Below are 16,176 nucleotides of genomic sequence, written 5' to 3'. Positions count from 1 at the left end.
AAGCTACTCATTCTAGAAACAGGCAGATATTAAAAAGCAATTTATTTATAGCAAAATGCAATTAATTAGGTGTCGAATTAATACCTGTTGAATAAAAGCGAATAAATTCACCTTTTGATAAGAAAAAGGTAAATTAGATTATTCAAAAAGTGAATTTGTCAGCATTTTAGGTATCGACTCCTTAATCAATATCGGGTAACATCTTTCTCAATAATGATTAAATATTAATAAGTTAGAGAGAAATAAGCCATAAAAGATAAAGCGTGATCAGGATCAACGACTCCCTGTCTACTTCATTAAATACTGTATCTAAAATACCAACGGTATCTCAAAAACACTAAATACAATTTTTAATCTGGGCGGAGTGAAAAGAAAGTGAGATGCAATTCTCAAATTTCTGATTTAATGATTTAATTTTTGGCTTTGTAACCGATATAAATGCTCTTAGCAAGTACTATTAACTTATTATCACAATAAACCAGTATTAACGAGAAAACCAAATCATGCATAAACTCATACGCTCAAATCTTAAGCATGCTTGCACTGCGGTAGGCTTATCGATGTTAATTATGGTTTCAGGCTGTTATAAAGACGATGAAGATGTTGAGTCGAATAACATCGCTGAAGAAGTCACAGATGAAGTGACCAAAGACGTAATCACTTCGATAAAAGTCCTCGAGTCAATTCCATCAAACAATGCTTTAGATGTTAAAATTAATACTCCGATAAGTATCAAGTATGATAAAGCGATCAACAGTAACGATCTCGACATTACATTTATCATGAAAGCTGGTGATCAAACTGTTGAAGGAACTTACCAGGTTGAAAGTGATACTCTGCGTTTTTACCCACATAATGCTTTAAATGCGGGCACAGCATATGATATCGAAGTTACCGGCTCAATTCTTGACAAGCCACTGCAAACGGCCAACATTCACTTCACTACGATTGAAAATACAACCGTTTCGGTAACAAAAACGGTCCCAGCGCCCTCTTCAAGCAGTATTGCAATTGACACTTCAATTACCGTGGAGTTTGATACCGTTGTAGACAGTTCATCTGGTATCAATTTACAAATCATCGTTAATCAAGGGAGCAACCGCGTTAGTGGGCAAACCCAAATTACTGATAACAAACTGATTTTCAAACCAACGAATAACCTCGCTTTTGGAACAGAAGTTAGCGTACGGGTTGATGATGCTTCAGGCTCTCAAAAAGCAGTCAATGAATTTTCTTGGAAGTTTGTTACGGTTTCGGAAGCAGGTATTTGTGCCAACTTTTATGAAGAAAACTTTCAGCTGGTTAGTGGGCTAAATGCAACAGAAAAAACCTACAGCAGCAAACCAGCTAAAGGTGTTGAAATTAAAGACCCAACATTTAATACTTGTATTGTTCGAATGACGGATCATAAAAATGAGCCTTCTTCTGGATTTGCACGTGCAGAATATTCGCGCAAACAGGCTTTCAATGCCAACAACACTCGCATTTTGGCGCTGGCCTATGACGGGCATTGGCATACTTATGATGCCAACACAGGAGAGTATCAAATTAAACTGGAAGGTCCTGCGTCTGATTCCGAAGTCAGATGGCATGCCACTAACCCTGACCTGATATACTACACAGGTATTTATGGAATTGGTTTAAAAGTCAACGAACTGAATGTAAAAACCAATGAGAGTCGAGTGGTTGGAGACTTTAATAATCGTCTTCCTTGGAGCAATGCAGTCAGTGCTTGGACTAAAGCCGAGGGTACTAGCTCAGCAGATGGCCGATACCTAGGACTACAAGTTGAAGATGCCAAGTTCAACCCACTAGGCCTAATGGTTTGGGATTCACAAACAGACACTATTGTTGGCACATGGGATTTTGAAAAGCACGGTGTGGGACGTCCTGACCATACATCAATGAGTCCATCTGGGGAATATATTGTTGCCTCTTGGGACGGCAACAGTTACGGTACAACCGCATTTTCAAGAGATTTCAGCAAGCAGGTGAAACTACATACTAAATCAGAGCACTCAGATTTGGCACTACTGCCAAATGGTAACGATGCTTATGTCGCAGTGGACTATCAGTCAAATTCTGGTGAAGTATTTATGGTTGAAATTCAAACCGGTATTCGAACCAAGCTATTTGATTCTTATGTTAAAGGTTCAGCAACTGCTTTCCACTTTTCAGGAAAAGCCTTTGATAAACCGGGCTGGGCATTAGTTTCAACCTATGGCGGTACAAGCACTTCTGATGGTTCTAAGGTTTGGATGCACGATAAAGTGTTTGCAGTTGAGCTGAAAGCCAATCCAAAATTCTTTCATTTAGCTCATCATCATTCAGTAGCTAACGGTTATTGGACAGAACCTCATGCCACCGTTAATCGTGACTTTACTCGTGTTGCCTTTAACTCAAACTGGGAGGTTGACTCAGCTAATGATATTGATATCTATCAAGTTAGAATTCCAGCTGATGCCCTGGACGGAGAAGGAAGTAGCGAAGATCCTAAACCAGTGCCAACGACAGAGCTAATTAATAAGACACTGGAAAATCAGCCCACCAACATTCTCTTTGTTGGTAACAGCTTGACGGGTCACTTTGAAATTCCAACGCTATTTAAAAAGATGACTGAAGAAAAAGGTTATAATCTGGTCGTTGATACAGAAATCTACGGCGGAAACTCCTTCGAAGATCACTACTTCAGAGCGCAAACCAGAGAGAAAATTCAAAACGGTAGCTTTGATACGGTTGTCTTACAGGGTTCTTCATATGGTCCAATTTACCATCTTGATAAGTTCTTTAGTTTTGGTGGACTATTGAGCGACTTAGTTGTCGAATCAGGAAAAACCCCAGTTTATTATATGACTTGGCATCATCAAGAAGATTTAGAAACAGAAGCTAAATTGATTAAAGCAAATTATCTTCAATTAGCAAACACCAAGGGACAAACAGTAAACCCCGTAGGATATGCATTTGAAAAAGTTGCGAGAAATCATAGCAATATTAGTTTGTATTCTGATAATACTCACCAAAGTTATGCAGGAGCTTATTTATCAGCAGTTATGTTCTATAGCTTCCTTCTTCAAGAAGACCCAACTCTTTTGGCATTCACCGGAGAGTTAGATAGCGCTACGGCAGATGTATTAAAATCAGTTGCCAAAGAAACACTCATTGAATTCAACGGTATTCAATTTTAATCTCGAATTATTGCCTTTCTCGAACCACACTCAGCTAGCAGACAAATAAACAAACTTCTGCTAGCTGATACATCTATTAATAACTTTTCTTTTTTAAAACAAACTATTTTCAATCAACATTAATTACCGAGCAATATTAGTTTTTGCTTTAGCACTTCAATCCAAATAGCATTTGCTCGACTATTTAAATGTACACCATCTCCAACATGATAGTTAAAATTCAGAGAGTTACGCTCATCAATTAATTTGTCATAAATATCAACAAAATAAACACCTGCGTTAGTTCGAGCATAATTTTCTAGCCACCGATTAATAAATAATGCCCTTTCATTTCTTCCTGTCTCATTTGAAATACTCTCATCAACGGGAAAAATTCCGTTGAAAATTAATGGTGTTTCCTCACCAATTTGCTGTTTCAGTAAATAAACAATTTTTTGATAATTCGCTATCACTTGTTGAGCATCACGATAGTCCAAATCATTAGCGCCTATCAAAATGACAATAGCTTTTGCATTTTTTATAGATTTATATGTTGGCAAACGACGAAGCAAACCTTCGGTTGTATCGGTCCCAATACCAAAATTGACACTTGCGGGATTTATTGCTTGAACTAACAATCCTTGAATATGACTATCACCAAAATATAATATGCTTTCAGAGGGTGTGTTCAGTTCAAGACTTTTATGATACTCTAGCATCCGAAAATAATGACGTTGAAACTCGCTTTGATTGATTAAGTGAATAGCGCCATAAATTATTACTAGGTGTAATATTAATAAATATGATATTAATAAATGGAACTTAAATAATCGTTTTATCATTTTCTCAATCTGGCCATTATTCAAAAATAGTTTTTACTTTTACCCACGCAAATACTGATTAACCTACAAAAATAAATTAAAGATGAATAATAATCGACTTTATTACATGGACTCAATGAGGTCAGTTTTGATGGCTTTGGGTATCGTACTTCATTCTTCACAACTATTTAACCCTGAAAGAGGTTGGAGGCTATACCATAATGAATCCTTAAGCTTAGCTCAATATCTAGTCGAGTTTATTCATGCTTTCAGGATGCCGGCTTTTTTTGTAATATCAGGTGTGTTTTTTATAATCACATTTAGAAAATATGATTTCAAGCGTTTTCTAAAGGTCAGGGTCAACCGCGTGTTAATTCCTTTGATAGCAACCGCATTGACCCTAAACTTATTGCAAGTCTATATTCTTAATACCGCTGGGTGGAGCAATATCGACTTATCTATTTTGATTAATGAGGGTGAGTGGGTTTCACATCTATGGTTTTTAATCAATTTATTAATTTACTTTATTGTGTTAGCAGTAACTTTGGTTGTACTTCCAGAAAAACTCAAAACTAGCTTGAAGTGGTTAATCAATAAAATTTTCTCCATGCCATTATTTATAATCATCTTATTCCTACCAATATTTTCAATTAGTGTTTTAGCAATAAATAAAGCAGGCGTTCCACTATACGAAGAGTTTTATGGTATCACTTCCCTATATGTTATTTTAAAGTTTATTCCATTTTTTATATTTGGTATTTTGCTGGGACTTAATAAGAACTATTTAAATCGATTTTCATCTCAAAACATCCTAGTTTTAAGTGCTGTAGTAATTTTTCTCTGGTTAGCCTCAACTCAACTTACAAGCATAAGCTCTCCTATGATTAAACAGCTAACTATCAGCTACCTCGACTCATTGATTAGCTGGGTATTAATTTTAATCTGTTTTGCGATCTTTTATAATTTTGTGAATAGCTATTCTAAAATCTGGGAAAATTTCTCTCAAGCATCTTACAGCATCTATTTATTTCACCATATTCTAGTTATTTCAATTGGTATACTATTAATAAACTCCACGATGCCTGCAGTATTAGCGTTTCCTTTATTAATTTGTTTAACTTTTTTCCTATCTTACCAAATCCATCAAAAACTCATACTAAAGTTTAAATTATTAAGATTTCTTTATAATGGTAAGTAGTTAATTATTAATATATAAACCATCAACAATTGACTTTAAAGTATTAAGCATATTGCTGTTCAACTCAGGATTATAGTTAACAGGTTGAGCTGCACTATTAAAAAGAAAACTATAAAAAGTTAATGCTGAAAAGTATGCACCCAACTTACTCTGATGTGTACCATCAGAAAACAATTCGATATCTGGATATTTTTGAGCAACTTGTGCAAAACCAATACCAACAGGAACAATTGGTACACTCGTGTTAGCCGACAACTGCATAAAACTTTGATAGATTTTTTTAGCTTCAACTTTAAATGCATCACGATGATGCCAGGTCATATAAAATATTGGAGTTGCCTTATGTTCACGGACTAATTCAGCCAAAATGGAACCATTTTTAATAAAATTTTCTACGTTATAAATTGATTCATAACTGCCAGCTTGAAGGACGACCACGTCATATTGCGTTGTTTTAAGCTTATTCTTTAGCTTTTCTTGTTTAATATGATCAGCAAATACAGCACCTCCTTTAGCAATTAAATCGACTTCTACCTTAGCCCCCTTTTCATGCGCCATTACCTTTAACATTTCTGGTATATTGTGATACTGCGTTAAACTATTACCAACAAATAGAATTTTATTCAGCGGCTTTGCCTGATTTAACTTCGGAAACTTGGCATTTATAAAAGTCGGTTCAACCATATCGTTTTTTGTACTGTTGACGACTTTTTTTGCTGAATTTTCTATTGTATTTTGTGGTGTAACTATTTGAGTATTTTCATTGCTGGCTTTTGTCACATTCGCAGCAGTTCGCTTTAAAGAAGTAAAATCAGGCAAATCAATTTGATAAATATCAACATTTGATTTAGATTCTTTCCCCCAATTTGAATTAAATAATACTTTTGAAAAATCGGTATTTACCGTTGCATGAGGCTCAGTCCAATACCCTTGATCAATTGAATGATGATAGGCCAATGTAAAGATTCTTGGTGATGCTTTAAGCTCTATTGCGAAAATTTTATCATGTAACCAATACTTAGGTTTATCTTGATAAGCGCCATATGTAGAGACAAGTACCCAACCCGGCTGTTTATAAGCTTTGCCAGAAAAGTGAAATGATGAAACCGTCCCTTTGATATAAGAGTTAAATAAATGAGTTCTTTCACCTGTCTGAAGTTCAACCATATATACGGGCCCCTGAGGAGCCTGATAATCGACTGAAATATATGCATCATGTTCATTAGGTAACAGTGCAAGATCAGAATGTTCAGACTTATGGTGTAATTTTATTTTCTTCCTAAAGTCTCTGGAAAATGCGGTTGTACCATATTCATTACCATCCCATGAAGCAACAATGTATTCTCCCGAAGGACTCATTGTGGTGTGATCAGGACGCCCCACACCATATTTTGCAAACTCCCAAGATGCGATGACTTTATCTTCAAGTTTATCCCAAATAATCAAGCCTAAAGGTTTAAAATCTTTAGTTTCAACTTGAAACCCCCAATATCGACCATCTGCCGAAGGCGTTCCTTCAGATTTTGTCCAGATTCGCGCCGCTTCCATCCAAGGCAAACGATTTTTAAAGTTGCCGGCTATTTTGCGCTCTTCGGACTTAACGTTCAGCGAGTAAATTGCTAAACCACCATTTACTGGAGAATAATAAATTACACTAGGATCGACAGGATCCCAGATTAATTCTGCATCTGATGCTGGGCCTTTAAGCTGTTTGATATAGCGTCCCGATTTCGCATCATAAATATGCCAAAAACCAGTCATTGAATAGACCAGAATGATAGAGTTATCTGCGTTATAAGCCTGCCGACGAGAATAATCAACTCGGGCAAAGGTTTGCGGTGGCTCGTTTTGATGATCAGAAAACCGTTTAATACACAATCCAGTTTGTACATCTAAATGAAACTTTCCTTTTTCCAAGGTCAAAGTATTCGGCGTTAGATAATCGAGTTTCCCTTCTTGCAAAATGACTTGATGATTATGGTCTTCAGAACAGGTTTGATTAGCTGCCAGCAAATTATCAACTATTAATTGACTGGCTAGCAGACATCCCAAAATTGATATTGCTTTAATGATTTTCACCTGTTCCTCCAGTTACCCCGGAATTTTCCAAAATAAAAACTTATTAAATAGTTGCTTTAGTTTATTACTGATTGCTACGGCTTCAGGCACTTTTTGGTAAGTGGTTATGATGAGAAAAATACTCCCTCCCAATATAAAGCCCATTGCAATTGATAGATGCTGAATCATCAAAACCGATAAATTTAGATGAGATAATAAATGCTGCATTGAATTAAAAACTAAAGTTATGGTTAATAACATAGCGGCTGTTGCTGGTATAAACAAGCCAATTTGTTGTAATACATTTTTTAAGAAAAATAATTGTAGTTTTTTTTGTATGATAATACCCGATAAGATAAGGTTTTGAGTAATCGCTATTGCGGTCGCTAAAGCTATTCCCGCGAGCCCCATTGGCTTATAAAGTAAAAAGTTAAAAACTATATTGGTTACGACACCAAGTAACCCTACAGAAACCTGATGCCATGACAAATTAGCCGCGTGCAAAAAGCGATAATTAAAATAACAAATCGATCGAGCCAGCACAGATAATGAGAAAAAGGTCAGTGCACTTGAAGTTAATACCACTGAGCTTTCATCAAAATTGCCGCGTTGCAAGAGTAGCGAAATGATTTGCTCGCTATAAAAGAACAACACGGCACTCGATGGCACAACAAAAAATAAAATCGCTTTAAGTCCAGAAATTTGAATCGCTTCAAGTTGTTCTCGGTTACCCGAGGCAATATACTGACTAATTCTTGGGTAGTGTGTGACAATAACGGATTGGGTAAAGGTTTCAAGCGGTAATGAAGCAATCATCAAAGCATAATTTAACGCAGAGATAGCCCCACTACTCAATAACGAAACAAATTGAGTATCGACAATGCCCATTGTAATTGCCCCAATATAACCAACAGTTAAAGGTAACATTTGTTTGGCAGGCGCAATAAAATCTGCATGAGAAAAAGCAAAACTAGTCTTCAGATAACTTTTAATTAAATAAAAATTCGAATAAATCAACACCAGAGAATAAACGACAAAGCCTGCCATTAAACTATAAACTAGCGCATAAATACCTAGTGATAGATGTAAAAAGACAATACCACTAATAATAATTATATTAGTTACCAAGCTCTCAGTAGAAGCTACGGTAAATCGATTAAAGCAATTTGCCAGTGTCGTCAAAATGGCATTAATCCCTAACACAGGCATGATAAAAGCCATAACCTGTAGCAATTCACCCGCTAACTTTTGTGTTTCACTATCAGCGCCCGGCGCTAGGAAAAAGACAACTTGCGATGCAGAAATGTATAAAACACTACTTAATAAAACTAAAAAGATGATCATTGTAGTAAACAATGTATTGATGCCAGTCCAATCAGCTTTATCAGGTTGTCCTTGAACAGAGCGCATAAACTGCGGAATAAACGCGTTTGAGACAATGCCTTTTAGTACGTCAGGTAATAAAAACGGTAGCATATAAGCAATATAAAAAGCATCTAGCTCCATTGCAGTACCAAATAGTGCTGCAATAAACAAACTTTTACCAACGCCAACAATTTTACCTAAAAAGCTGATAACTAAAACGACAAGATGCGACATCAATCAAATACCGGATGCTTCTTTTTTATTATTTCTTCGTGTTCAGGCATTGCACGTTCATCTTTTATCAGCTGCTTGCTTTGCAACCAATAATAACGTGCTGTTAAAGCAGTCATCGCCCAGAAACACCCCATTACTTCACCGCTGGCAAAAGGACTCCCATAAATATTACCTAACGCCATACAAATAACCGAGCAGGTATATCCATGACCAACCACTTTGGTCGTAAAGCTTTTATCGAGCTTGATAACCCGTCTCCCTAATCGCCACAAGCTGAATATTAATAATAACAAGGCCAATAACCCAATTATATTACTTTCGGCGATTGTCAAAACATAAAAGTTATGGGCATCTTTTCCTGAGTAAATCGAAAAATTTCCAATCTCTTGTTTAAATCGGTTCAAACCAATTCCTTGCGGGTATTCTGCCACCATATCCATTGCAGCAGCCCATAATATAAATCGACTTTCCGTACTTTCATCATACTTTTCTTCACCTGTATCAGAAACCTGCTCGGTTCCTTCGATACGTTGCATGGCGGACTCAGGCACCCAAAGAGGGCCAAGTGCAAGTACAATAATCATTAAAATAGAAACAAAACCACGCCGTTTAAAAATCATATAAGCAATAGCCAAAACAGCGATAAAATAAGATTGTCGGGAATAAGTAAAAAATATCGCAGCAACCAGCGTAACAGAACCAATAATTCCGGCATATTTTAATAAAACATTACCTTTCCAGAAAAAAACTATTGCTAGAAAATAAGGTAGAAACATTGAATAAAACACACCAGCCCGGTTGGCTGAATAAAAGTTTACGCCAAACGGTCCAGATGCCCGTTTACTCTCATGATAATTTCCAATCCCATAATCAATTGCTTCTCGGATCGCTTCAAGCCCAGCGACAAAAGCAACAAACAGGATAACCAGATAAAGCTTTGAAGCATCATCATAGGTTCTAACTGCGTGGTAATATAAAAAATAAATACAAGGATAAAAAATCAATGTTTTAAGATTAGTCACATCTGTAACCAAATCGAGCGAAATTCGCATCTGTGCAACGACGAACGAAGAGGTCAGCATGAAGAAATAGAAAAATAAAAAACCTTTGATTTGATCAGGCTCAGAGGGTTCAAGCTTTTGCGAACGATATAGAAAGTAAGCATAAATAACCAATACATTCAGTACATTTAAACCTGGCAATCCAAGACTTGCCGGAAAATGCAACTGGTTTGGTATATATACCAAAATTACGGCTAATACTTTTACAAAAAAACTCACGCGTTCATATCTCTTGGTCGAATCTAAAGATTATCTGCTGGTATTGTCTGAATGACGTTACTATTGGCTATCTATTGTACTGTGAAACCAGTTTTGGCTAAAGATAATAATAGATTATAAGATATTCAATCAGTTAAATAACAATTCAGTGTTCTCTTGAGCCTAATACATTACTCAAACAACGTTTAAAATCACTTAATGATGAATCAGGCATCCCCATTCGCTTAATTAAATAAGGATTTTGCTCAAAGCTATTCACCCCGGTTATAGTGGTCAGTGCATATTCAAAGTTCAGCTTTTTAATTACATCAATAGTTTGATCACCAATGTAACCACCAGGATAAGCAAATCCATTAATTTCCGTTTGAAGTATTCGTTCTAATGTTTGCTTAGAGCCGATTAATTCACTTTCAATATCACTCTGCTTCATAAGTGACAAATTAGGATGCGAACAAGTATGAGCGCCAACTTCAAAATTATATTGTGTGATTTGCTGCAACTCTTGCTCATTTAAATAAAGCAGACTCAGATCCTTTACAATGTTTTTTCCGGCAAGTAACTGATTGATAATTTGTTCTTTGATTTCACTATTAAGCTGCCATAAATAAGCCAATAGCCACTCGACTCCACTTCTATCTCGTCTAACATGATAAGTAGTAGACTCAATTTCAATTTCAAAATCAGCACACTGGCTTTCTGCAAAGATTTGAATAACTCGATCCCACCAGAAAACTTCACCATAAAGTATGTTTGTCGCAATATAAACCGACGCGTTAACTTGGTGTTGCTGCAAAATTGGAGCAGCATTTAACAAATTGTCTTTATACCCATCATCAAAAGTAATACTAACAACATTCGGCGGGAGTGGTTCATGTTGAGTTATTTTTCGCATAACTTCAGAAACAGGCAAAACGGTAAAGTGTTTCTTTAAATAACGCAGTTGCATATCAAACACATTTGCCTCGACACACATTCCTAGCGAAAACGGATCATATTGTTTACGGTCGGTGACAATTCGATGATACATTAATACCAGCCAATTTGGATATCGATTAAGCATTCCATGAATTTTTCTGGATGAAATTCCAGTGTAATCCAAGGTTTTACTTATCAATTCTTTGATTGCCGGCTTAATCATTTACTTTACCACAACAGGCGTCGAACACATTTAACTATCCAAAAACTTTCTAGCCCAAAGTTCATAGCACAGAACCTGCCACAAGTTTTCACTATAATCATGCTCACCTTTAACGTGCCTTATTGTTAAATCTTCAATAAATTGCGCATCAAAAATTCCGCGATTAATAAAGCTCGAACTACGGCACAAATCAAGCATCATATCTTTCAGTGAAGTCCTAAACCATTCTGCCAAAGGAATGGCAAATCCTTGTTTCTTCTTATTCAGACTTTCTAAAGGTAACAAGTCCTCAGCTATTTGCCGCAGTACTTGTTTACCTTTATTTTGTTTGACATTCATCGATAAAGGCAATTGCGCAGAAAGTTCAATCAAACGTACATCCAGTAATGGAGAGCGAACTTCAAGTGAACATGCCATTGACATACGATCAACTTTAACTAAAACATCATCTAATAAATAGCTCCCAATATCACCTGCTTTAATACGATCGAGCATTTCTGGGTATTGGTACTGGTTAAAAAGTTGAGCCACTCTGCCATACCCTACATTGCTATCAATTGACTGAGTTAACATTTGATTGGCAAATTCTGGTGTTGCCAAACCTACACCAGATAAATAATTTTCAGGGTATTTTTGTGCCAAGCGCTTTGATACCCACTGCAACCTTTTTCCTTTATCACCTAATAGATGACCAGCAACTTTAGCTGCCGGCGAAGCTAAACCTAAAGAATATCGATTCATATCATGCAGTGAAAGATATTTAAAATAGCGCTCATAGCCGCCAAATGCTTCATCACCACCATCACCAGACAATACCATCTTGACATGCTTTGCTGCCATTTCTGAAACTAAATAAGTAGGAATCGCGGAAGAATCGGCAAAGGGTTCATCGAAATGCCAAATTAGTCGTTCAAGCATATCTACCGCATTGGCTTCAACAATAAACTCATGATGCTCCGAGCCGACATGTTCAGCAATTAAACGCGCATCCCCCAATTCATTGAACTGGTTTTCTTTAAAACCAATTGAAAAGGTTTTTACCGGCTGCTCTAAATGTTTTGCCATTAAAGCAACAACAACACTGGAATCCAAACCACCACTTAAAAAAGCACCAAACGGCACATCACTGCTTAACCGCAGAGCAACTGATTCATCCAATGTTTCAAAGACCTTTTCTTTCAGCGCTGCGTCAGACAAATTCAATTTTTGAGAATAATCGAGTTTCCAATATTGCTTAACATCCACCTTTCCATTTTGAAAAGTGAGGTAATGACCAGGCGGTAACTTATTGACATCTGAAAATATTGAGCGTGGTGTCGGCACATAGCCATAAAGCAAATATTCATAAACAGATAAATGCTCAATATTACGGCTAATATTTTTATTAACTAATAGTGATTTAAGCTCTGAACCAAAATAAACCGTACCATCTGTATGCGAATAAAATAGAGGCTTTTTACCAAGCGGGTCCCTACCTAAAATTAACTTTTGCAAATTGCTATCCCAAATAGCAATTCCAAACATTCCACGCAAGTGCTTAAAACAGTCTTCGCCATACTCTTGATAGCATCGCAAAATTGTCTCAGTATCACCACTAGTGTAGAACTGATAACCTTTTGCTGAAAGCTCTTCGCGCAAAGCTTTATAGTTATAAATTTCACCGTTAAAAACTAGCTGGATAGAACCATCTTCATTATGAATCGGTTGCTCACCAGTTGATAAATCAATAATACTAAGGCGACGCATTCCTAGAAATGCAGGTTGCGAGTAATACTTTCCCTGATGGTCGGGGCCTCGATGTTCAATTACTTTACACATTTGATCAGCAACTTCTGGCGACGGAAAACCATCGCCATTAAAAGTTACAGCACCAGCAATCCCACACATTAAACGGTTTCTCCAGCTTTATTTTTATAAAGTTTAACCAAACGCGAACACACAGAGTCCAATCCGGCATATTGGTTTATCCAGGCCAGTGCATCATCACCCATCTGATGCAGTTTTTCTCGTTCTAGTTCATCTACCTGCTTTAGTCGATCCACCAACTCTGGAATATTACGCGGTTCAAATAGCCAGCCAGTTTTTTGATGAGTGACAATATCTTCAGTACCGCTAACTCGAGAACCAATTACCGGCAATGACGCAGAAAAATATTCGAGCAAGGTATTAGAGAGACCTTCATGTTCAGATGGCAATACACCAAAGTCGGCCAGTGCCAAATAGTTTTCAACATCTTTTTTAAAACCGATAAATAAAATCGACTTTTCTAGTCCGTACTTTTTAACTAACGCTCTTAGTTCGTTTTCTAAAACACCATTGCCTAACAAGAGCAAGCAAACATCTTCACGGTTACCAAAGTGCTGTTTCCAAGCATCAATTAAGCTATCGACCGCTTTAACTTTTTCGAACCGACCAACATAGACGCCAATGAGTTTGTTATGCAGATTATATTGATCTTTTAATTGTTCTACGCTTGCAGAAACATGAACAAAGCGCTCAGTATCAACCGCGTTAGGTAAGCGAACTATCTTGTCTTTAGCAAAATGGTTATCGTTCAACTTTTCTTCAATCGTGCTACTAATCGCATGATAAAAGTTCGCTTTATACAAACACCAGCGCAAAAAACGGATCCTCACACTTTGAATATTACGATTTAACACGCCATTTTCGATTTCCTGCCAACCAGTAAATTTTACGACTGTGGTCTTATTTAAAAATGCAGCAACCAGACAGGTTATTGCCGCCATATTGTTAGCAATGTGAATATGAATGGCATCATACTTTTTGCGGTTTAGAACAATATAAAAAATTAGCTTAAGTAATAAAAAAACACTGCCAAGCAGGGGTATCTTGGGATATTTGATTCGACGAATTTTAATTTCACCAAGAGAGTCAAACTCCTTATCGGAGGAAAAATCCATATCAACCATTGGGCCGACAACAGTACATGCAATCCCTTTTGTATTTAAATAATGGGATAACGTTGCTACCTGTTTTTCTGCACCTCCCACGGCAGGAAAGCCACTCTCCAATACATGAAGAATGCTATTGACTCCTGTATAAGAGGATTCACTTGTATTAGACATCAACATATTCTCTATGCCATAACTCCAACATCAATAACATCCATATTTCTGCACTATAGTCCCATACACCTTTTTGATGCCGAGATACCATTCGCTTAATAAATTCAGGATTAAAATAACCTCGATCTAAAGCTCGGTCAGATAGTAATACATCGTCGATCAAGGCGATAAACTTAGGGTTTGATCGAAACCATACGCTAATAGGTAAACCGAATCCTTGCTTCTTTTTTGTTAAAATTTCTTTTGGTAAAATATTTTTTACCGCTTTTTTAAACAAATAACGTTTATTCAAATCCTTCACTTTAAGTTCAGCTGATATTCGACCAGTATATTGAATGAGCGTAGGATTTAGATACGGATACATAACAGAGATGCCGGCTTGTTTGGCGCTTCGATTAACTTTACTCAAATCATTATCGGATATGGCCATTTGCATATCGACATACATTAGTTTATGAAGTTCAGCCTGAGCACTTGCATCGCGATAAACATCACGAATAACATCCAAAGAATCATCAACTCCAACGCTCGATTTAAACGAATCACTTAATAGTTCATCATAAAATTCTGATGCGAAAGAATCATCTAAATAAAAACGATCGGGGTTAGGTAAAGATGCACGGTTAATAAAATTCTTAACCCGGTTAAAAAACCGAATATCAATAGGCCCAAGTATTTTGGCTACGACACGACCAAAAAACTTAACAACTCCCGGCAGTGTGTAATATCGTTGAAAAATTTTATCTTTGGCATAACGCTCATTTCCACCATAAATTTCATCGCCGCCATCGCCGCCTAATAAGGTTTTTAGTCCGTTATCTTTTGCCAGTTTAGCGCAATAAAAAGTTGGTACTGCTGATGCGTTACCAAATGGTTCATCAAACGCTTTGATCAGATGCGGAATTGCATCAAGCGTATCTTCCGCGCCGACACTTTGTTTATGAGATAACGTACCAAACGCATTTGAAGCAATATCGGAAAACTCTAATTCATCGTAACCCTTTTCATTAAAACCAATGGAAAAAGTTTTAACTTTTTCTCCCGCCTTGGCATTTTTAGCCAATACTCCACTTATTGAAGAACTATCAGTACCACCACTTAAAAATGCTCCCCATTGATTATCATCTGGTCGCGTTTTGAGTACTGCGGTAATAATTTGTTCTTCCAATGATTGAGCCAGTTTATCTTCATCACCCTCTAAATCTTCTGGGTATTCCGGTTTCCAATAGCGCATTGCCTGATTTTGGTCAGCTGACAGATCAACTCTGGTGCCTGGTGGAATTTTAGAAACATCCTGATAAATCGTAAAAGGTGTTGGAATATACGAAAAGTTTAGATGATGGTAAATCGACTTTCGATTGACCTGCAATCCAGGAACAAGGCCTTTGATTAAGCGCAAATCAGTGGCAGCAATAACCTGTTGCTCCGACTCAAATAAATATAGCGGATATGTACGTACCGGATCAGTAACAATTGAAAGCTGTTTTGTTTGTGGATTCCAAAACGCAGCAACAAATTTTCCGCTAAAATGGGTTAATTCCTGTATTGTGTGCGCTTGATTGAGCAAACCACGAAATAAGGCGTCTAAATCACAGTCCTGAGAAGCAAAGCTCGCGGGCGATTGCGCCAAACAAACCAGAAACCCATCTTCACGCTCGACAGTTGCAACTTCTTCGGTGCTCGCGACAACCACATTATCATCAACTTTATTGACTGATACCACGGGTTGCTGGTTGCCTATTTCTGGCCAACTGAGCTGTTCAAAAGCATATGTCGTATTTGATTGACTAGCTTTGTCAAATACAATAATAAAATCACCTAAACTCATGGCT

General features: G+C 36.9%; 10 protein-coding genes. 2 read left to right on the top strand and 8 right to left on the bottom strand.

Annotation, left to right across the window (positions count from 1 at the left end; all coding sequences use genetic code 11):
- Nucleotides 1-503 precede the first annotated feature (503 nt).
- Nucleotides 504-3,185, top strand: a complete 2,682-nt coding sequence (locus ABVT42_RS18350; protein WP_353897335.1) for an Ig-like domain-containing protein — start codon at nucleotides 504-506, stop codon at nucleotides 3,183-3,185.
- Nucleotides 3,186-3,304: 119 nt separating this feature from the next.
- Here ABVT42_RS18350 and ABVT42_RS18345 read toward each other — a convergent pair whose 3' ends face one another.
- Nucleotides 3,305-3,883, bottom strand: coding sequence for a GDSL-type esterase/lipase family protein (locus tag ABVT42_RS18345; RefSeq protein ID WP_353897336.1), 579 nt, complete (start codon nucleotides 3,881-3,883; stop codon nucleotides 3,305-3,307).
- 205 nt (nucleotides 3,884-4,088) lie between these two features.
- Between ABVT42_RS18345 and ABVT42_RS18340 the strand changes: the two genes are divergently transcribed.
- Nucleotides 4,089-5,183 carry an acyltransferase family protein gene (locus ABVT42_RS18340; protein WP_367024203.1) on the top strand — a complete coding sequence of 365 codons (1,095 nt, stop codon included), beginning with the start codon at nucleotides 4,089-4,091 and terminating at the stop codon, nucleotides 5,181-5,183.
- Here ABVT42_RS18340 and ABVT42_RS18335 read toward each other — a convergent pair whose 3' ends face one another.
- The 7 genes from ABVT42_RS18335 to ABVT42_RS18305 form a co-directional block, all read right to left on the bottom strand.
- Complete coding sequence (locus tag ABVT42_RS18335) at nucleotides 5,184-7,262, bottom strand: SGNH/GDSL hydrolase family protein (RefSeq protein ID WP_353897337.1); 2,079 nt, start codon at nucleotides 7,260-7,262, stop codon at nucleotides 5,184-5,186.
- 12 nt (nucleotides 7,263-7,274) lie between these two features.
- Complete coding sequence (gene murJ, locus ABVT42_RS18330; protein WP_353897338.1) at nucleotides 7,275-8,840, bottom strand: murein biosynthesis integral membrane protein MurJ; 1,566 nt, start codon at nucleotides 8,838-8,840, stop codon at nucleotides 7,275-7,277.
- A complete protein-coding gene (locus ABVT42_RS18325) occupies nucleotides 8,840-10,120 on the bottom strand; it encodes an O-antigen ligase family protein (protein ID WP_353897339.1) in 1,281 nt (426 codons plus the stop codon). The genes murJ and ABVT42_RS18325 overlap by 1 nt, the downstream gene beginning before the upstream one ends.
- A gap of 145 nt (nucleotides 10,121-10,265) precedes the next feature.
- Entirely contained in the window at nucleotides 10,266-11,258 is a 993-nt protein-coding gene (locus ABVT42_RS18320; protein ID WP_353897340.1) for a polysaccharide deacetylase family protein, read from the bottom strand.
- A 30-nt stretch (nucleotides 11,259-11,288) separates the two neighbouring features.
- A complete protein-coding gene (gene asnB, locus ABVT42_RS18315; RefSeq protein WP_353897341.1) occupies nucleotides 11,289-13,145 on the bottom strand; it encodes an asparagine synthase (glutamine-hydrolyzing) in 1,857 nt (618 codons plus the stop codon).
- Nucleotides 13,145-14,344 (bottom strand): glycosyltransferase, encoded by a 1,200-nt coding sequence (locus tag ABVT42_RS18310; RefSeq protein WP_353897342.1) that lies wholly within the window; start codon nucleotides 14,342-14,344, stop codon nucleotides 13,145-13,147. The genes asnB and ABVT42_RS18310 overlap by 1 nt, the downstream gene beginning before the upstream one ends.
- Nucleotides 14,337-16,172, bottom strand: coding sequence for an asparagine synthetase B family protein (locus ABVT42_RS18305; RefSeq protein WP_353897343.1), 1,836 nt, complete (start codon nucleotides 16,170-16,172; stop codon nucleotides 14,337-14,339). Before ABVT42_RS18305 ends, ABVT42_RS18310 begins: the two co-directional genes overlap by 8 nt.
- Nucleotides 16,173-16,176 lie beyond the last annotated feature (4 nt).

The sequence above is a fragment of the Aliikangiella maris genome, from assembly GCF_040719265.1.
GTDB lineage: Bacteria > Pseudomonadota > Gammaproteobacteria > Enterobacterales > Kangiellaceae > Aliikangiella > Aliikangiella maris.
The sequence above is the reverse complement of the archived record's forward strand: the minus strand, read 5'-3'. Positions and strand labels throughout refer to the sequence as shown.